This is a genomic window from Ramlibacter sp. AN1133, assembly GCF_037890035.1.
GTDB lineage: Bacteria > Pseudomonadota > Gammaproteobacteria > Burkholderiales > Burkholderiaceae_C > Ramlibacter.
Genome location: NZ_JBBKTQ010000005.1, coordinates 292,283 through 309,655 on the forward strand (window position 1 = coordinate 292,283; position 17,373 = coordinate 309,655).

General features: G+C 70.2%; 22 protein-coding genes. 10 read left to right on the top strand and 12 right to left on the bottom strand.

Annotated features, from left to right (window positions below):
• The first annotated feature begins 41 nt into the window (after positions 1 to 41).
• Positions 42 to 1,622, top strand: coding sequence for a gamma-glutamyltransferase (locus WG923_RS09385; protein WP_340350673.1), 1,581 nt, complete (start codon positions 42 to 44; stop codon positions 1,620 to 1,622).
• Positions 1,623 to 1,634: 12 nt separating this feature from the next.
• On the opposite strand, the gene WG923_RS09390 is transcribed toward WG923_RS09385, so the two are convergent.
• Positions 1,635 to 2,252, bottom strand: coding sequence for a hypothetical protein (locus WG923_RS09390; protein ID WP_340350674.1), 618 nt, complete (start codon positions 2,250 to 2,252; stop codon positions 1,635 to 1,637).
• A 518-nt stretch (positions 2,253 to 2,770) separates the two neighbouring features.
• Here WG923_RS09390 and trxC point away from each other — a divergent pair.
• Positions 2,771 to 3,223, top strand: coding sequence for a thioredoxin TrxC (gene trxC, locus WG923_RS09395; protein ID WP_340350675.1), 453 nt, complete (start codon positions 2,771 to 2,773; stop codon positions 3,221 to 3,223).
• A gap of 152 nt (positions 3,224 to 3,375) precedes the next feature.
• Here trxC and WG923_RS09400 read toward each other — a convergent pair whose 3' ends face one another.
• The 6 genes from WG923_RS09400 to rpsP form a co-directional block, all read right to left on the bottom strand.
• The gene (locus tag WG923_RS09400) at positions 3,376 to 4,374 is read right to left on the bottom strand and encodes a CobD/CbiB family protein (protein ID WP_340350676.1); all 999 of its coding nucleotides are present in this window, start codon (positions 4,372 to 4,374) and stop codon (positions 3,376 to 3,378) included.
• A gap of 44 nt (positions 4,375 to 4,418) precedes the next feature.
• Positions 4,419 to 5,138 carry a CoA pyrophosphatase gene (locus WG923_RS09405; RefSeq protein WP_340350677.1) on the bottom strand — a complete coding sequence of 240 codons (720 nt, stop codon included), beginning with the start codon at positions 5,136 to 5,138 and terminating at the stop codon, positions 4,419 to 4,421.
• A gap of 70 nt (positions 5,139 to 5,208) precedes the next feature.
• On the bottom strand, positions 5,209 to 5,589 hold the full coding sequence (rplS, locus tag WG923_RS09410) for a 50S ribosomal protein L19 (protein WP_340350678.1): 381 nt from the start codon (positions 5,587 to 5,589) through the stop codon (positions 5,209 to 5,211).
• 134 nt (positions 5,590 to 5,723) lie between these two features.
• Positions 5,724 to 6,467, bottom strand: a complete 744-nt coding sequence (gene trmD, locus WG923_RS09415; protein WP_340350679.1) for a tRNA (guanosine(37)-N1)-methyltransferase TrmD — start codon at positions 6,465 to 6,467, stop codon at positions 5,724 to 5,726.
• A gap of 16 nt (positions 6,468 to 6,483) precedes the next feature.
• Complete coding sequence (gene rimM / locus WG923_RS09420; RefSeq protein WP_340350680.1) at positions 6,484 to 7,080, bottom strand: ribosome maturation factor RimM; 597 nt, start codon at positions 7,078 to 7,080, stop codon at positions 6,484 to 6,486.
• 7 nt (positions 7,081 to 7,087) lie between these two features.
• On the bottom strand, positions 7,088 to 7,363 hold the full coding sequence (rpsP, locus tag WG923_RS09425) for a 30S ribosomal protein S16 (protein WP_340350681.1): 276 nt from the start codon (positions 7,361 to 7,363) through the stop codon (positions 7,088 to 7,090).
• 144 nt (positions 7,364 to 7,507) lie between these two features.
• On the opposite strand from rpsP, the gene WG923_RS09430 reads away from it, so the two are divergent.
• From WG923_RS09430 to WG923_RS09440, 3 genes are all read left to right on the top strand, one after another.
• The gene (locus WG923_RS09430; RefSeq protein ID WP_340350682.1) at positions 7,508 to 8,041 is read left to right on the top strand and encodes a GNAT family N-acetyltransferase; all 534 of its coding nucleotides are present in this window, start codon (positions 7,508 to 7,510) and stop codon (positions 8,039 to 8,041) included.
• On the top strand, positions 8,038 to 8,484 hold the full coding sequence (locus WG923_RS09435) for a hypothetical protein (protein ID WP_340350683.1): 447 nt from the start codon (positions 8,038 to 8,040) through the stop codon (positions 8,482 to 8,484). The genes WG923_RS09430 and WG923_RS09435 overlap by 4 nt, the downstream gene beginning before the upstream one ends.
• Before the next feature lie 175 nt (positions 8,485 to 8,659).
• Positions 8,660 to 9,199, top strand: a complete 540-nt coding sequence (locus WG923_RS09440) for a GNAT family N-acetyltransferase (RefSeq protein WP_340350684.1) — start codon at positions 8,660 to 8,662, stop codon at positions 9,197 to 9,199.
• 143 nt (positions 9,200 to 9,342) lie between these two features.
• Here the strand turns inward: WG923_RS09440 and WG923_RS09445 are convergent, their stop codons facing one another.
• The 3 genes from WG923_RS09445 to WG923_RS09455 all read right to left on the bottom strand — a co-directional run bounded on the left by WG923_RS09445 (position 9,343) and on the right by WG923_RS09455 (position 11,451).
• Entirely contained in the window at positions 9,343 to 10,353 is a 1,011-nt protein-coding gene (locus WG923_RS09445) for an inorganic phosphate transporter (RefSeq protein ID WP_340350685.1), read from the bottom strand.
• Between the two features lie 12 nt (positions 10,354 to 10,365).
• Positions 10,366 to 11,013 (bottom strand): DUF47 domain-containing protein, encoded by a 648-nt coding sequence (locus WG923_RS09450; protein ID WP_340350686.1) that lies wholly within the window; start codon positions 11,011 to 11,013, stop codon positions 10,366 to 10,368.
• A 66-nt stretch (positions 11,014 to 11,079) separates the two neighbouring features.
• Complete coding sequence (locus WG923_RS09455; protein WP_340350687.1) at positions 11,080 to 11,451, bottom strand: DMT family protein; 372 nt, start codon at positions 11,449 to 11,451, stop codon at positions 11,080 to 11,082.
• Between WG923_RS09455 and WG923_RS09460 the strand changes: the two genes are divergently transcribed.
• Genes WG923_RS09460 through bktB form a run of 4 tightly spaced genes read left to right on the top strand, consistent with a single transcriptional unit; the run spans position 11,450 to position 14,728 of the window.
• Positions 11,450 to 12,088, top strand: coding sequence for a pseudouridine synthase (locus WG923_RS09460; protein WP_340350688.1), 639 nt, complete (start codon positions 11,450 to 11,452; stop codon positions 12,086 to 12,088). The genes WG923_RS09455 and WG923_RS09460 overlap by 2 nt on opposite strands.
• A 33-nt stretch (positions 12,089 to 12,121) precedes the next feature.
• On the top strand, positions 12,122 to 12,739 hold the full coding sequence (locus WG923_RS09465) for a protocatechuate 3,4-dioxygenase (RefSeq protein ID WP_340350689.1): 618 nt from the start codon (positions 12,122 to 12,124) through the stop codon (positions 12,737 to 12,739).
• A gap of 6 nt (positions 12,740 to 12,745) precedes the next feature.
• Positions 12,746 to 13,492: an SDR family NAD(P)-dependent oxidoreductase gene (locus WG923_RS09470; protein ID WP_340350690.1), complete on the top strand. Its 747-nt coding sequence runs from the start codon at positions 12,746 to 12,748 to the stop codon at positions 13,490 to 13,492.
• Positions 13,493 to 13,543: 51 nt separating this feature from the next.
• The gene (gene bktB / locus WG923_RS09475; protein WP_340350691.1) at positions 13,544 to 14,728 is read left to right on the top strand and encodes a beta-ketothiolase BktB; all 1,185 of its coding nucleotides are present in this window, start codon (positions 13,544 to 13,546) and stop codon (positions 14,726 to 14,728) included.
• A 202-nt stretch (positions 14,729 to 14,930) separates the two neighbouring features.
• Here bktB and WG923_RS09480 read toward each other — a convergent pair whose 3' ends face one another.
• A complete protein-coding gene (locus tag WG923_RS09480) occupies positions 14,931 to 15,659 on the bottom strand; it encodes a 2OG-Fe dioxygenase family protein (protein ID WP_340350692.1) in 729 nt (242 codons plus the stop codon).
• 89 nt (positions 15,660 to 15,748) lie between these two features.
• Between WG923_RS09480 and WG923_RS09485 the strand changes: the two genes are divergently transcribed.
• A complete protein-coding gene (locus WG923_RS09485) occupies positions 15,749 to 16,219 on the top strand; it encodes a bacteriohemerythrin (protein ID WP_340350693.1) in 471 nt (156 codons plus the stop codon).
• A gap of 147 nt (positions 16,220 to 16,366) precedes the next feature.
• On the opposite strand, the gene WG923_RS09490 is transcribed toward WG923_RS09485, so the two are convergent.
• A complete protein-coding gene (locus WG923_RS09490; RefSeq protein WP_340350694.1) occupies positions 16,367 to 17,272 on the bottom strand; it encodes an SDR family NAD(P)-dependent oxidoreductase in 906 nt (301 codons plus the stop codon).
• Between the last annotated feature and the right edge of the window lie 101 nt (positions 17,273 to 17,373).

Genomic DNA, 17,373 nt, shown 5'->3' on the forward strand with positions numbered 1-17,373 from the left:
CCCGCGTGGCAGGCGAGCCTGGGGGAGGTAATCTGGTTCCGATGATCGACAACTTCTCCGATGCACAGGTGGTACGCAAGGCGGTCGTCGCTGTTGAGGGCGGCGTGGTCGCCTCGCAGCACAAGAAGGCGGCCATGGTCGGTGCGTCCGTGCTGGCGGCCGGCGGCGATGCGGTGGACGCGGCGGTCGCGACCTCCTTCGCCCTCGGCGTGGTCGAACCCTGGATGAGCGGCGCGGCGGCCGGCGGCTGCATGGTGCTGTGGCGCGCGGGCGAGCAGAAGGCCGAGGTGGTGAACTTCGGCATGCGCTCGCCGCGCGAACTCGATCCGGCCGACTACCCGCTCACGGCGGACGGCCGCAGCTCCGACCTGTTTCCCTGGCGTTGCGTGGTGGACGACCGCAACGTGCAGGGCGCCACCGCGGTGGCCGTGCCGGGCGTCGTGTCCGGCATGGGCCTGGCCCACGCGCGCCACGGCAGGAAACCCTGGCGCGAACTGGTCGCGCCCGCGGTGCGGCTGGCCGAGGAAGGCCTGCTGGTGGACTGGTACTCGGGGCTGGTGACGGCCTCCACCGCGCAGCCGCTGTCGCTCGACCCGGATGCCGCCGCCATGTTCCTCGACGACGGCAAGTGGCCGATCCTGGGCGCGTGGACCGCGACGACCGACCGCCACCTGGACCAGCGCGCGCTCGCGCGCACGCTGCAGCAGATCGCGGACGAGGGCCCGCGCGCGTTCTACGAAGGCGGCGTCGCGCGCGCCCTGGTGCGCGATATCCGCGCCAAGGGGGGATGCCTCGGCGAAGCCGACCTCGCCGCATACCAGGCCGAGTGGGTGGAGCCCCTCGTGGTGCCCTTCCGCGGCGGGCAGGTCTACGCCGTGCCGGGCCTCACCGGCGGCCCCACCTTCGCGCAGGCGCTGCAGATGCTGGACCGCGAGCTCGGCGACCACGCCGGCGCACCGGACGCGCGCGCCTACCGCGCCGTCGCGCGGGCGCTCGACGCCGCATTCCGCACCCGCCTGTCGATCATGGGCGACCAGGAGTCGACCAAGGCGCCCGGCTGCACCACGCACTTCAGCGTGGTGGACCGGCACGGCAACCTGTGCGCCGTCACGCAGACGCTGCTGTCCATCTTCGGCTCGCGCGTGGTCTCGCCTTCCACCGGCCTGCTGCTGAACAACGGGATCATGTGGTTCGACCCCGAACCGGGCAAGCCGAACTCGCTGGCGCCCAACAAGCGCTGCCTGGCGAACTACTGCCCGGTGGTCGGCGTGGGCGCCGACGGCCGCCAGTTCGCGCTGGGCGCTTCGGGCGGCCGCAAGATCCTCGGCGCGGTGCTGCAACTCAGCTCCTTCCTGATGGCGCACGGCATGACGCTGGAGCAAGCCTTCCACCAGCCGCGCATCGACGTGAGCGGCGGCGGCCAGCTCACCGCGGACCGGCTGCTGCCGCGCGAGATCTTGGAGGCGCTGGCGCAGGAGATGCCCACCGCGACCACGCGCCGCACGGTGTTCCCCTATGCGTTCGCGTGCCCCGCGGGCGTGCTGCGCGACGGCACGCGCAACATGGGCTGCACGGAGATCATGTCGCCCTGGGGCGACGCGGTGGGCGAACTCCCGGCGTGACGCCGGGCCAGTTCAGGTCAGGCCGAGCCCGGCGAAGGTGCTCATCGCCGCGCGGGCGGAGGGCGCCAGCGTGATCGCGGCGGAGGTCACCTCGTCGCCCATCAGTTCCGTGGCCACCAGCGCGGCACGCGGCTGCCATTCGGCGGACGGGCCGAGCGAGCGGTAGGTGCCGGCCGAGATGTAGATGGTGCCGGGCTGCGAGCGGTCGGCGCTGGTGCAGGCCTGCCGCACCTCGGTGCCGATGGCCATGCGCCGCTTCTTGCCATCGAGCTCGTACACGGCGCAGGTGCAGCTGGCCGTCAGCAGCGCCATGCGCAGCCGGCAGCTCGCGGTGCGCTGCAGCAGCAAGGCCATCTGCAGCGCGTTGCGCGCCTGCGGGAACACGAGCACGACACGCGAATCGCAGCGCTCGACGCGGCCGCCATGGCGCTGGGCCAGGGTCTCGACTTCCTCCGGCGTCCAGTCGAAGTCCAGCGTGTCGGTGCAGAGGAAGGTGACGGTCTCGCGCTCGAAGCGGATGCTTTCGTAGCCCGGCCCCAGGAACACCTTGCGCCACAGCTCCTGCGTGAAGTCGGTGAGCAGGCGCTCCGACAGGACTTCGAGCAGGCTCGCGTGTTCGCTCGCTTGCATGGGGACCACCTTTCCTTGTTCTTCCACGGGACCCCGCCACCGCTTTTCCTCACGCGATGGCGTCTCCCCTCCGACGACGTTCATTATGTTTCGGAGTGTGACAAGAACAGCGCCCGCGGGACAGGCTCACCATTCAGTAACGGGCTTGGGGGGAATGCCTAAGGGCAGGCACTCCGGGCGACTAGTGTCCTGTCCCGCAACTATCTAGGCTCTCGTTCGGTGCAGGCGGGGATGATCGGTGGTTGGCCAGAGTGGGTCCAGCCTGGCCGGCTGGACCCACTCTGGACGACCGCCGAGGGCCCCGCCTGCGCCGAACCCTTCGGGCTGCCCCGTATCGAGCCGCATGCCGCGTTGCGGACACCGGCGAATACGTCAAGTATTCGCCGGCGCCCGCGCCTTGCCTGCGGCTCGATACGGGGCAGCGAGAGCGCAGATATTTATGGGACAGGACACTAGGCTCAGCCCTTGTGCCCCGCCGCCTCGCCCTCATCTGGAGGCGAAGGAGGTAAGCCAAGATCATGAGCCAGCTGCACGTCGTCTGCCAGCACTGCCATACAACGAACCGCATCCGCGAGGCGGATCTCGACAAGGCGCCCGACTGCGGCAGCTGCCATGCCGCGCTGTTCACGGCCCATCCGGTGAACCTGAGCGCGACCGAATTCGAGCGGCACATCACGCGCAGCGACCTTCCCGTGCTGGTGGACTTCTGGGCGCCGTGGTGCGGCCCGTGCCGCATGATGGCGCCGGCCTTCGAACAGGCGGCCACCCACCTCGAGCCGCGCGTGCAGCTGGTAAAGGTCAACACCGACGAAGCGCAGGGGCTGGGCGCGCGGCTGAACATCCGCAGCATCCCGACGATCGCCCTGTTCGTCGGCGGCCGCGAGGTCGCGCGGCAGGCCGGCGCGATGGGCGCGAGCGACATCGTGAAATGGACGCGCGCGCAACTCGTTCGGGCGACGACGGCAGTCTGAGCGAGTTCCTCGTAGGCTGGAGGTGAGCCGCGCAAACGCGCGAACCCCAGCGATGCGGGCACCGGCCAGACGCTGGGGTTCCGGCGCTTGCGCGCCTCACCACCAGCCTACGGTTTCGCTGGCGCTCCACCACCAGCGTACGCACGCGAGGCCTAACCCAGCAGCCGCGCGAGCGTCAGCAGCGCCAGCAACACCATCCACAGCACGACCGACCGCCACACCAGGCCGACAATGCTGCGCAGGTGCGCAATCTCGGCCTCGCGGCCGGGCGTGCTCGCGGTGTCCACGGTCGGCTCCGCGCCTATGCTCGCCGCCTGGAAGCCCTGCGACGAGTCGGGCGCGAACACCGGCTTGAGCGTCTCGCCGCCCAGGCGCACGTTCACGGCCCCCGAGGTCGCGGCGAGGATCACGCCATCGTTGTCGTTGGGAAAGCGCTGCGCGTAGTTGCGCCAGCAGTCGATCGCTTCCTCGAAGCTGCCCACCACGGCGAAGGCGATCGCCGTGATGCGCGCGGGCAGCCAGTCCACCGCCGTCCACGCCCGCGCCGCCGCGGACTGCAGCGCCTCGCTGGCCGGCTGCAGCTGCATGCGGCTGCGGTAGCGCCAGTAGCGCGCGACGAATTCGGCCATGCGATAGAGCACCGCGCCGGCGGGCCCGAAGCCGAACGCCGCGAGGATGGAGAACCAGGCCAGCACGCCGAACACGTGGCGGTGCGCGGCCAGCACCGAATACTCGATCACGTGGCGCACGATCTCGCTGCGCGGCAGCTCGCTCGCATCGACGCGCTGCCATTGCGCCAGCAGCTGGCGCGCGCGGGCCTCGTCGCCCGCTTCGAGCGCGTCGCGGATCTCGGTGAAGTGGTGGCTGAACTGGCGAAAGCCCAGGGTGACGTACAGCACCAGCACGCTCCACACCATGGCGGCGGGCCAGCCGAGCGTGAGCATCAGCGCCCAGTGGATGCCCAGCGCCAGCAGCGAGGGCGCCACCACGGCGAGCAGCCAGGTGACCCACCCGTGCTGCGGCCCGCCGGCGTCGAAATTGCTGCTCACCCAGCGCGCCCACACGCGCAGGCCCGTGTGGATCGGGTTGTGCGCTCCCAGCGGACGCACCTGCTCGATCAACAGCGCGCACAGGATCGCGAAGAAGCTCATGGCCCCGGATGATAACGGGGCCCGTTCGTCGTCCTGCGACGGGCCTACGCCGCGAGGAAACGGTAGAAGTTGCGCAGCATGCCCGCCGTGGCGCCCCAGATGAAGCGCTCGTGCCCTCGCTCGTCGTGGTACGGCATGGAGTACCACTCGCGCCGCGTGCCGCTGAACTCGATCGCATGGCGCCGGTGGTGCGCCGGGTTCATGAGGAAATCCAGCGGCACCTCGAAGGCGTCCGCGACCTCGTGCGCATTGAGCGCGAGGTGGTAGTCCGGCCGCACGAGCGCAATGACGGGCGTGATGACGAACATCGTGCCGGTGGTGTACGTGGGCAACACGCCCAGCACTTCGGCCAGCGAGCGGTCGAGGCCGATTTCCTCGTGCGCCTCGCGCAGCGCCGTGTCGGCGGCGTCGACGTCGGTGTCGTCGCGCTTGCCGCCCGGGAAGGCGACCTGCCCCGAGTGCGTCGACAGGTGCACCGTGCGCTGCGTGAGCAGCACCATCGGCCGCTCGCGCATGACCACCGGCACCAGCACCGCGGCCGGCGCCGTCTTGCGGTCGGTGAAGCGCGGCTCGTGGCGCAGCTCCGGCTCCCACACGGGCGGCCAGGCGAAGCGCAGGCGCAGGGCCTCGGGCGACAGGCGCTGCGCATCGACCGCCGGCAGGTGGTGGTCGACGGCGACGACGGGCACCTCGCGCGGGTCGAAGTTGGGCAGCTTCGACAGCGGGGTGTCCGGCGGGATGACGGCGGAAGGGTCGATGGGCATGGGAGGGGAAAAGAAAAAACCGCCGCGGGCCTTGCGAGCCGGCGGCGGTTCGTCGCGTGGGGCGCTGCGCTTACTCCGCGGCGGGCGCCTTCTCGCGGTGGGCCAGCTTTTCCTTGATGCGCGCGGACTTGCCCGAACGCTCGCGCAGGTAGTACAGCTTGGCGCGGCGCACGTCGCCGCGGCGCTTGACCTCGACGCCGGCGATCAGCGGGCTGTAGGTCTGGAACGTGCGCTCCACGCCTTCGCCGCTGGAGATCTTGCGCACCGTGAAGGCGCTGTTCAGGCCGCGGTTGCGCTTGGCGATCACCACGCCTTCGTAGGCCTGCACGCGCTTGCGGCTGCCTTCGACGACGTTCACCGAGACGATCACGGTGTCGCCGGGGGCGAAGGCGGGGATGTTCTTGCCCAGGCGGGCGATTTCCTCTTGTTCGAGGGTCTGGATCAGGTTCATGGCTGCCTCAGTGATCTTGCCCGCGCTACACCGCAACGCGAAGGCGTTGCTTCTGGAATTGTCCTGGCTTCGCATGGTGTTGCCCGGGGCAACTGCGGCTCGGACGGCCGGACAGAGGATCGGAAAGCCCGAGATTATAGCGTGCGCAGGAAATCCTCGTCGGCGCGGGTCAGGCGACCCGCCTGGCGGGCGGATGCGATCAGGTCCGGTCGATGCCTGGCCGTGATGGCCAGCCGCTGCTGGCGCCGCCACGCGGCGATGCGGGCGTGGTGGCCGGAGAGCAGTTCCTCCGGCACCTTCAGCCCGTTCCACTCCTCCGGCCGGGTGTAGTGCGGGCAATCCAGCAGGCCGTCGAGGGCCGGGTTGAAGCTGTCTTCCTGGTGGCTGCCGGCGTCGTTCAGGACGCCGGGCTGCAGGCGCGCGACCGCATCCAGCAGCGCCATCGCGGCGACCTCGCCGCCGGAAAGCACGAAGTCGCCCAGGCTCAGCTGCACGTCGACGTGGGTGTCGATGAAGCGCTGGTCGATGCCCTCGTAGCGTCCGCACAGCAGGATCGCGCCGGCGCTGGCGGACCAGCGCTCCACGCCCGCGTGGTCCAGCCGCTCGCCGATCGGCGAGAAGAGCACGACGGGCGCGGTGTCGGCGCGGTCCGCCTTCACGGCCGCCAGGCAGCGCGCCAGCGGCTCCGCCAGCATCACCATGCCCGGGCCGCCGCCGAAGGGACGGTCATCGACCCGCCGATAGTTGCCCTCGGCGTGGTCGCGCAAGGGCCACAGGCGCACGTCGACCTGCCGGGTCTCGTAGGCGCGGCGCGTCACGCCCGCGGTGAGGAAGGGCGCGAACAGTTCGGGAAACAGGGTGACGACGTCGAAGCGCATGCGCGGCCCGCGCGTCTCAGTAATCCGCCTGCCAGTCGACCTCGATGCGGCGCGCCTGCAGGTCGACCTTGTCGACGTAGGCGGCCACGAAGGGCAGCAGGCGCTCCTGCGGCTGGCCGCCCTCCTCGTATTCCAGCACCAGCACGCTCTGCGGGCCGGTGGACATCAGGTCCTTCACGCGGCCCAGGTGCACGCCTTCGCGATTGACGACGTCCAGGCCGATCAGGTCGACCCAGTAGTACTCGTCCTCGGGGGCGGTGGGGAAGGAGGAACGCGGCACGAAGATGCGCGCGCCCCGCAGCAGTTCCGCGGTGTTGCGGTCTTCCACGGCATCGGCGCGGGCGACGACGGAGTCGGAGTGCTCCCTGGACTCGCGCACGCGCAGGAGCACCGTCCCGGCAAAGGTCTGCGGGCCCCGTTCGTTGGGCTGCAGGTACCAGCGCGTGGAGGAGAACAGCGCCTGCGGGTCGGCGCTGTGGGGCAGGACCTTGAACCAGCCCTTGACGCCCCAGGCGTCGAGGATGCGCCCGACTTCGACGGCATCCGCGGGGAGTTCCGCGGGTTCGATGTCCGGTGGCAGCCTGGGCGCTGCCGGACGGCCGGGCGCGGCCATCGGAGCCTTACGCGGCGGCGGCCGCCTCGGCAGCAGCGGGGGCCAGGGTGCCGGTCTTGATCAGGCGCTCGACGGTCGGGGAGGCCTGGGCGCCCACGCCGCGCCAGTAGGTCAGGCGGTCCTGCGCGATGCGCAGCTTCTCTTCGCCTTCCTTGGCGACGGGGTTGTAGAAACCCAGGCGCTCGATGAAGCGGCCGTCGCGGCGCACGCGCTTGTCGGCCACGACGATGTTGTAGAACGGACGGTGCTTGGCGCCGCCACGGGAGAGTCGGATCACGACCATGATTTATCCTTCGGGTGGATGACTGCGCGACCGGCGACGATATTCGCCGGGCGCAAGAATTTTTTCCCGGCGTTGAGACACGCGACTTGACCACCCGGCCAGCGACACGCCGAAAAGCCTGCGATTATAACTTCTTCTGCCTTTATGCTGAATCTGCGGCCGAGCACCGATGCCGATGTCCCGGCGATCACCGCCATCTACGCCCACCACGTCCTGCACGGAACCGGCACTTTCGAGACCACCGCGCCCACCGAAGCCGAGATGGCGGCCCGGCGCGCGGACGTGATCGCCAAGGGCCTGCCCTACCTGGTGGCCGACCAGGGCGGCCGCGTGCTGGGCTTCGCCTACTGCCAGTGGTTCAAGCCGCGGCCGGCCTACCGCTTCTCCGCCGAGGACTCGATCTACCTCGATGCGGGCGCGGCCGGCCAGCGCATCGGCAACAAGCTGCTGGGCGAACTCACGAAGCAGGCCGAGGCCGCCGGCCTGCGCAAGCTCATCGCGGTGATCGGCGACTCCGGCAACGTGCGCTCGATCGGCGTGCACCGCGCGGTGGGCTTCCGCCACGTGGGCACGATCGAGTCCTGCGGCTGGAAGTTCGGCCGCTGGCTCGACATCGTGCTGATGGAGAAGTCCCTCGGCGAGGGCAACCGCACCGCACCCGAGGCACTGCCCAAGTGAAAAGCAAGACGCTGGCCGCGTGGCTCGCCTTCCTGGGGGGCCCGCTGGGGCTGCATCGCTTCTACCTGCACGGGCTGGGCGACTGGGTCGGCTGGCTGCTGCCGATCCCGACCGCGCTGGGCCTGTACGGCATCGAGCGGGTGCAGCAGTTCGGGCAGGACGACGTCCTGAGCTGGTGGCTGGTGCCCTTGCTCGGATTCACCATCGCCGGCTGCTGCCTCACCGCGATCTTCTACGGGCTGATGCCAGCCGAGAAGTGGAATGCCCGCTTCAACCCGGGCGCGACGGCGGAAGCGAGAGGCGGTGCCACCCACTGGGGGACGGTCTTCGCGATCGCGCTGTCGCTGGCGATCGGCGCGGGCGTGCTGATGGCGAGCATCGCCTTCAGCTTCCAGCGCTATTTCGAGCACCAGGTCGAGGAAGGCCGGCGCATCAGCGAGTAGGCGGGCGGCGGGCCCGCGCCAGCGCGAACGAGCGATGCGTGCAGCGCGTCGTCCGAGGCCAGAAGCCTCGGTCACCCCGGCGGTTCCGCGCATCGCTCCATGCGCAGCCGGCATTTCCTCCCACCGCCGGGCCCCGCTAGATTGGAGCGTCCATCCCTCCCACCAGGAGACCGCCATGGACGCCCAGGCCCACCAGGCCCGCACGCTCACCATCCGCAGCTTCGAGCCGGAAGACGCCCATGGCGTCTCCGCGCTGCTCGGCACGCCGGGCGTCTTCGAGGGGACGCTGCAGCTGCCGGACATCCCCATCGCATCGCGCGTGGGCTACCTGCAGCAGCCTGATCCCCAGGCCTGCAAGCTGGTGGCCATCGCCGGCCAGGAGATCGCGGGCATGGCGGGCCTGCATCCCGTGCATCCGGGGCTGCGCCGCAGCCACGTGCGCGCGCTCGGGATCGCCATCGCGCCGGCCTGGCAGGGGCGCGGCGTGGGCCGGCAGTTGCTCGAACGCCTGCTGGCCTGGGCCGACGACTGGGCGAACGTGCTGCGCGTGGAGCTGAACGTCCACGCGGACAACGAGCGCGCGATCCGGCTGTATCGCAGCCTCGGGTTCGTCGAGGAGGGGAGGCACCGGGGGTATGTGCTGAAGGCGGGGGAGTTCGTGGATGCGCTGACGATGGCGCGAGTGCATCCGAGGCCGCCGGTGATGCGGGCTTAGGGCGGTGCGGAAGCCGCCCTCACCCCGGCCCTCTCCCGCAGGCGGGAGAGGGAGTGCGCCCACCCCAACCGCCACCCCGGAAATAGGCCAAGGCCTTTTTCCGGGGGCTCCGGAGGCCTCCCCCGGAGGGGGGAGGAACAGCCTCAGAAGGCCTGGAGGCTGATCCAGTACGCGATGGCCGCGACGAAGGCGCTGGCCGGGATCGTGAAGATCCAGGCCCAGACGATGTTGCCGGCCACCCCCCAGCGCACCGCGCTCATGCGCTGGGTGGAGCCGACGCCGACGATGGCGCCGGTGATCGTGTGCGTGGTCGACACCGGGATGCCCAGTGCCGTGGCGAGGAACAGCGTCAGCGCGCCGCCCGTCTCGGCGCAGAAGCCGCCCACCGGCTTGAGCTTGGTGATCTTCTGGCCCATGGTCTTGACGATGCGCCAGCCGCCGAACATCGTGCCCAGGCCCATCGCCGTGTAGCAGCTCGCGATCACCCAGGTCGGCGGGGTCTTGTCGCCGGCGGCCACGTAGCCGGTGGCGATCAGCAGCATCCAGATGATGCCGATGGTCTTCTGCGAGTCGTTGCCGCCGTGGCCCAGGCTGTAGGCGCCGGCGGAGACCAGCTGCAGCCGGCGGAACCACTTGTCCACGCGCGAGGGCCGCGTGGAGCGGAAGATGTTGGAGACCAGCATCATCATGAACGAGCCGAGGACGAAGCCCATGAACGGCGAGACGAAGATGAAGACCACCGTCTTCCAGATGCCCGACGCGATCAGCGCCTGCGCGCCGGTCTTGGCGATCACCGCGCCGCAGATGCCGCCGATCAGCGCATGCGAGGAACTGCTGGGGATGCCGTACCACCAGGTGATGAAGTTCCACGCGATCGCGCCCGCCAGCGCGCCGAAGACCACGTGCGTGTCCACGACGCCGGGCTCCACGATCCCCTTGCCGACGGTGGCCGCCACGCTCAGGTGGAAGACGAAGACCGCCACCACGTTGAAGAACGCGGCGAACACCACCGCCTGCGTCGGTTTGAGCACCCCGGTGGAAACCACCGTGGCGATCGAATTGGCAGCGTCGTGGAAGCCGTTCATGAAGTCGAACAGCAGTGCGACGACCACCAGCATCACCACGACCCACAGGGCCGTCTGCGTCACCGTCATGGATCGCCCGCCTCAGGAGTTCTCGAGCACGATGCCTTCGACGACGTTGGCCACGTCCTCGCACTTGTCGGTGATCGTCTCCAGCAGCTCGTAGATGGCCTTGAGCTTGATCACCTCGCGCACGTCCGGCTCCTCCCGGAACAGCTTGCTCATCGCGGAGCGCATCACGCGGTCGGCCTCGGATTCGATCTTGTCGATCTCCTCGCAGGTCTTCAGCGCCGCCTGTGCCGTGTTGTGGTCGGACAGCTTGGACAGGAAGGAGACGGCTTCCTTCACCTGCTCGCAGCAGCGCACGCTGAGCTCGGTCAGCCGGGTGATCTCGGCCGTCATGTGCCGCACGTCGTACAGGGCCATGGTCTCGGCCGAGTCCTGGATCAGGTCGGCCACGTCGTCCATCGTGTTGATCAGCGTATGGATCTGCTCGCGGTCGATGGGCGTGATGAAGGTGGAGTGGATCAGCCGGTTGACTTCGTGCGTCACCTTGTCGGCCGAGCGCTCGGCATGGTCTACCTCGCGGTTGTGCTGGTCGCGCAGGTTGGCGTCGTTGTAATTGGCCACCAGCCGCGAGAAGGCGTGGGCGCCTTCCACGATCCGCTCCGCGTGCTGGTTGAACAATTCGAAGAAGTTGCCTTCTTTCGGGAGCAGTTTCTTGAAGAGCATCGGCGCTCCGGGGAGGGAGAGGTAGTTGTTGTGGGAACCGCGGGCGAGTTTACCTGCCGGCCCCCCTCAACCGTTGCGGAATATGAAATACACGGCGCCGACCATGCACAGCGCCGCCCAGAGGTAGTCCAGCCGCAGGGGCGCCTTCAGGAAATAGACGGAAAAGGGCAGGAACACGCCCAGCGTGATCACTTCCTGCATGATCTTGAGCTGGCCGACGCTGTAGCCGGCCTGCTGGAAGCCGATGCGGTTGGCCGGCACCTGCAGCAGGTACTCGGCCAGGGCGATGCCCCAGCTCACGAAGGCGGCGACGTACCAGGGCGCCGTGCCGAGGGTGCGCAGGTGGCCGTACCAGGCGAAGGTCATGAAGACATTGGAGGCGATGAGCAGCAGGATGGTCTGCAGCGACAGCGGAACGATGGACGTGATGGCGGACATGCCGGGATTATCCGAAGGGCTGGTCTACGTCGACGAGCAGCTGCTCGTGCTGGACAAGCCCGCGGGCCTGCTGGCCGTGCCCGGCCGCGGCGAGGACAAGCAGGATTGCCTCTCGGCCCGCGCCCAGCGCCTGTGGCCCGATGCGCTGGTGGTGCACCGGCTCGACATGGCGACCTCGGGACTGTTCCTCATGGGCCGCGGGCTGCACATGCAGCGCGTGCTGGGCCGCGCGTTCGCCGAGCGCGCGGTGGACAAGCGCTATGAAGCCGTGGTGGCGGGCCGCGTGGGCGCCGTCGGCGAGCAAGGCGAGATAGCCCTGCCTCTGGCCGCCGACTGGCCGAACCGGCCGCGGCAGAAAGTCGATTTCGAGCGCGGCCGGACCAGCACCACCCGCTGGACGGTGCTGGCGCTCGGGGACGACAGCACGCGGCTCGCGCTCGAGCCGGTGACGGGGCGCACGCACCAGCTGCGCGTGCACCTGCAGGCGATCGCGCACGCGATCCTCGGCGATCCCCTGTACGCGCCGGCGGCGGTGCAGTCGCGCGCGCCGCGGCTGCTGCTGCACGCCACCGCGCTGCGCCTGGCCCATCCCGCCAGCGGCGAGCCGCTCGCCTTCGACAGCCCGGCGCCCTTCTGACACACTGGCCGGCACGCATCCCGGGATACCACCATGAGCAAGCACTTGAGCCGCCGCACCGTCGCCGCCGCGCTGGTCGCCCTGCCGGCCTGCTGGACCGGCGTGCGCTCGCAACCGGCGCGCGAGCGCCGCGCCACGCCCGCGCAGACCGAGGGTCCGTTCTATCCGGTCGCCCTGCCCGCCGACACCGACGCCGACCTGCTGCGCAACGGCACGCTGCACTACACCCGCGGCGAAGCGGCCTGGGTCGAAGGCAGCGTGACCGACCTGGAAGGCCAGCCGCTGGCCGGCGCGCAGGTGGAGATCTGGCAGTGCGACCACGCGGGCCACTACCACCATCCCGGCGACGGCGGTCGCGCCGATCCGAACTTCCAGGGCTTCGGCCGCGTCACGGTCGGCAGCGACGGGCGCTACCGCTTCCGCACGATCCGGCCGGTGCCCTATACCGGGCGCACGCCCCACATCCACGTCAAGGTGAAGCTGCAGCGGCGCGAGCTGCTCACCACGCAGCTCTATATCGAAGGCGAGCCGCGCAACGAGCGCGACTTCCTCTGGCGCAACCTGGGCGCCGATCGCGACCTGGTCACCGTGGCCTTCCGCGAAGGGCCCGACGGGGCGCGCGCCACCTTCCCCATCGTCATCGCCACCTGAGAATCCATGACCCACCTCACCATCCTCACCGGCGCCTCGCGCGGCATGGGCTTTGCCATTGCGCGCCAGCTGCTCGCGGGCGGCCACGACCTGCTTTGCATCTCGCGCAAGACCAGCGAGGCCCTCGCGCAGGAAGCCGCCCGCGCAGGCCGCCGCTGCGAGCAGTGGCCGCAGGACCTGGCCCGTGCCGACACCGCCGCCGAGCGCCTGGCGACCTGGCTGCAGGCGCAGGAAGCGCCGGAGTCGGTCACGTTGATCAACAACGCGGGCATCCTGCCGCGCATCGCGCCGCTCGACGACATCCCCGTGGGGCAGCTGGCCGAGGCGATGCGGGTGGACCTGGAAGCGCCGCTGCTGCTCACGGCGGCGTTCCTGCGCGCCACCGCCGGCTGGCAGGTGCCGCGCCGCGTCCTCAACATCTCCTCCGGGCTGGGCCGCCGAGCCATGGCCGCCCAGGCGGCCTACTGCGCGGCCAAGGCGGGCATGGACCTGTTCAGCCGCTGCGTCGCGCTGGAGCAGGCCCGCCTGCCCAATGGCGCGAAGATCTGCTCGCTGGCGCCGGGGGTGATCGACACCGACATGCAGGTCCAGCTGCGCGGCGCCGACACGGACCGCTTCCCGGACCGGGGCAATTTCGTCGGCCTGAAGGAAAAGGGGATGCTCAGCTCGCCCGAAGACGCCGCGGCCCGCGTGCTGGCCTTCCTGGCGCGGCCGGACTTCGGCGCCAACCCGGTGGCGGACGTAAGGGACTGACAAGGGATCGCTTGCTACAGTGGTGTCACCTATCCCCCCCTGGAGCGAGACATGACCCGTGAAGTGGTTGCCGTGAGCGCTGTGCGCACGGCCATCGGCACCTTTGGCGGCAGCCTGAAGGACATCCCCCCCACCGAGCTCGGTGCACTGGTCGTCCGCGAGTCGCTGGCGCGCGCCAGGGTGGACGGCGCGGACGTCGGCCATGTCGTGTTCGGCCACGTGGTGAACACCGAGCCGCGCGACATGTACCTGTCGCGCGTGGCCGCGATCAACGGCGGCTGCGGCGAAGGCACGCCCGCCATGAACGTGAACCGCCTGTGCGGCTCCGGCCTGCAGGCGATCGTGTCGGCGGCCCAGAGCATCCTGCTGGGCGACGCCGACATCGCCATCGGCGGCGGCGCGGAGAACATGAGCCGCGCGCCCTACGCCGACCTCACCGCCCGCTGGGGCGCGCGCATGGGCGACGCCAAGCTGGTCGACATGATGGTGGGCGCCCTGCACGACCCCTTCCACAACATCCACATGGGCGTGACGGCGGAGAACATCGCGGCCAGGTGGGGCATCACGCGCGAGGACCAGGACCGCCTGGCCGTCGAGAGCCACAACCGCGCCGAGCGCGCCACCGCGAACGGGTACTTCAAGGACCAGATCGTCCCCGTCACGCTCAAGTCCCGCAAGGGCGACACGTACTTCACCGCCGACGAGCACTTCCGCCCCGGCGTGAAGCTGGAGGACATGAGCAAGCTCAAGCCGGTGTTCGCCAAGGAGAACGGCACGGTGACCGCCGGCAATGCGTCGGGCATCAACGACGCCGCCGCCGCCGTGGTGCTGATGGAGCGCAGCGTGGCCGAGAAGCGCGGCCTGCAGCCGCTCGCGCGGCTGGTGGGCTGGGCGCATGCCGGCGTCGATCCCAAGTACATGGGCATCGGCCCGGTGCCGGCCACGCGCAAGCTGCTGGAAAAGACGAAGATCGGCGCCCACCAGCTGGACGTGATCGAAGCCAACGAGGCCTTCGCCGCGCAGGCCTGCGCGGTGGCGAAGGACCTGGAGCTCGATCCCGCGAAGGTGAACCCGAACGGCTCCGGCATCTCGCTGGGCCACCCGATCGGCGCGACCGGCGCGTTGATCACGGTGAAGGCGCTGCACGAACTGCAGCGCACCGGCGGCCGCTACGCCCTGGTGACGATGTGCATCGGCGGCGGTCAGGGCATCGCGGCGATCTTCGAGCGGGTGTAGGAAACCAAGACAGGACTGCCGGACGCAGAGGACGCAGAGGACGCAGAGGGCGCAGAGGACGCACAGGACGCACAGGACGCACAGGACGCACAGGACGCAAAGGGTACGCAGAGGACGCAAAAAAGACCAAGAAAACTTTAGATGGTTTTCTTTTGCGTCCTCTGCGTACCCTTCGCGTCCTCTGCGTCCGGAAGTCCGCCTTTCAAGCGTCCTGGAACCCACCCGCCCGGCACGTGACCACCAGCGTGTCCCGGTAGCCCGCCTCCCCCACCGGCTGGATCGGCGTGGTTTCGTGGATGACGCGTTCGTCGTCCAGGAGCAGCGCGCTCCAGGGCTCGGTGAGCGTGAAGCGCTGGCCGGAGGGGCCGTCGGACTGGAAGACGCGCGTTTCGCCGCCCTTGACGCCCTCCCGCGCGACCAGGAACACCGCCACCAGGTCCACGCCGTCGCGGTGCGCACCCTCCGGCGTCGGCCGGCCGATGCCGCCGGCCGTGTCGATGCGGAACTGGTGCGCCTCCACGTACCAGGGCTGCGCGCCGCGCAGCGCGCTGGCCACGCCGGCCAGCGACAGCAGCAGCCGCGTCCACGCCGGTTGCGCCACCGTCTCCGGCAGCACCGGTTCGAACCAGCGCTGCATCCCGCCATGCAGGGCGTTGTATTCCAGCGGCTGCCAATGCGCGCGGTGCGGCACCTGCGTCACGCCGCCCGCCTCCACCACGAACGACGCATGGCGGCGATGCCGGTAGTGGCCGCCGTCCTTCAGGTAGGCGTCGGGGGCCAGCGCATTCCACGACGCGCGCAGCGCCTCCAGCTCGCTCGGCGTGCAGCCCGCGAGCTGCGCGACGCCCTGCGGACTGAGCACGGCGTAGCCCTGCTGGCGCATCTGCGTCGCAAGCTGTTCGGGATACGTATAGGCGGGGTGCAGCAGCATCCGGCGAGCTTACCGAAACCGGCTCCGTGACCTGCATCAAGCCGGCCCGCGCGCACGGCTCCTAAGCTGGGTGCTTGACGGAGACCGCCATGCCCGCACTGCCCTGGACCGATGGCCTCAAGCTCGGCCTTCCCGTGATGGACGAGACCCACCAGGAGTTCGTGGACCTGCTCGCGCGCGCCGAAACGGCCGACGACGCGACGCTGCCCGCCCTGTGGAACGAGCTGGTCGAGCACACGACCGAGCACTTCGACCGCGAGGACGAATGGATGCTCGCCACCGGCTTCGCGCTGGGCAACTGCCACGCGATGCAGCACCGGGCGGTGCTGCAGGTGCTGCGCCATGGCGCAGCCGAGGCGACGCAGGGCAACCTGGCGCCCATCCGCAAGGTGATCCAGGAACTGGCGGTCTGGTTTCCGCACCATGCGCAGACCATGGACGCCTCGCTCGCCCTGCACCTGCAGGGCGTGGGTTTCGACCCGTACACCGGCCAGGTGAGCCGGCCGGAGGCGCTGCCGGCCGAGGCGATCACGGGCTGCGGCGGGGGGGACTGCTCTTAAGCGCTGGGGTTCCGGCGCTTCGCGCGTCACCGCCAGCCTACGGTTCCGGCGCTTCGCGCGTCACCGCCAGCCTACGGTTCCGGCTGACGCGCGTCGCCGCCAGCCTGCGGTTCCGGCGCTTCGCGGTTCAGCGCCGGCCCGCGAACGTCAGCGCCCCTCGCGCAGCAGCCGCAGCTCGTTCGTCCCCTGCTCCGCGCCGCTGCCCGGCACCATCTCGCCACGGCGCTCGCGCACTTCGCCCAGGCGCGCCAGCAACTGCTCGGGGGCATCGGCCGCCGTGCCGATGTAGACGCCGTGCGTCAGCGTGATGTTCGCCGCCTCGAAGCCGCCCGCGCCCGCGCACAGGGTCGTGCGGGTGGGCGCCTGCTCGCTGGCCAGCACCAGCATCGCCGGCACGACCGCCTCCGGGCCGAAGGCCTTCAGCATGTCCTGCGGCAGCAGCGACTCCGTCATGCGCGTGACGGCGGTCGGCGCCAGGCAGTTGACGCGGATGTCGTTCTTCGCGCCTTCCAGCGCCAGGGTCTGCATCAGGCCGACCAGCGCGAGCTTGGCGGCGCCGTAGTTCGTCTGGCCGAAGTTGCCGTAGAGGCCGCTCGACGAGGTCGTCAGCACGATGCGCCCGTATTTCTGCGCGTTCATGATCGGCCACAGGGCCTTGCAGCAGTGCACGCCGCCCATCAGGTGCACGTCCAGCACCTGGCGGAAGTCGGCCAGGTCCATCTTGGCGAAGGTCTTGTCGCGCAGGATGCCGGCGTTGCTGACCAGCACGTCGATGCGGCCCCAGGTGTCCATTGCCTGCTGCACCATGCCCTGCACGGCAGCGAAGTCGGTGACCGATGCGCCGTTGGCGATCGCCTCGCCGCCGGCCGCGCGGATCTCCTCGACCACGCGGTCGGCCGCCGTCGCCGAGCCGCCGGTGCCGTCGAGGGCGCCGCCGAGGTCGTTGACGACGACCCTGGCGCCGCGCGCCGCCAAGGCCAGCGCATGCGCCCGGCCCAGGCCGCCGCCCGCCCCGGTGACGATCGCCACCCTCCCGTTGAAGTCCAGTGCCATTTCGGCCTCCCTTGCCGGTTGTCGAAAAGGCGCGAATGTAGCGCACCGGGCTGACGGACTCCTTGTCGCCCGGGGAGGCCCGGTTTCCGCCAGGCGGCCGC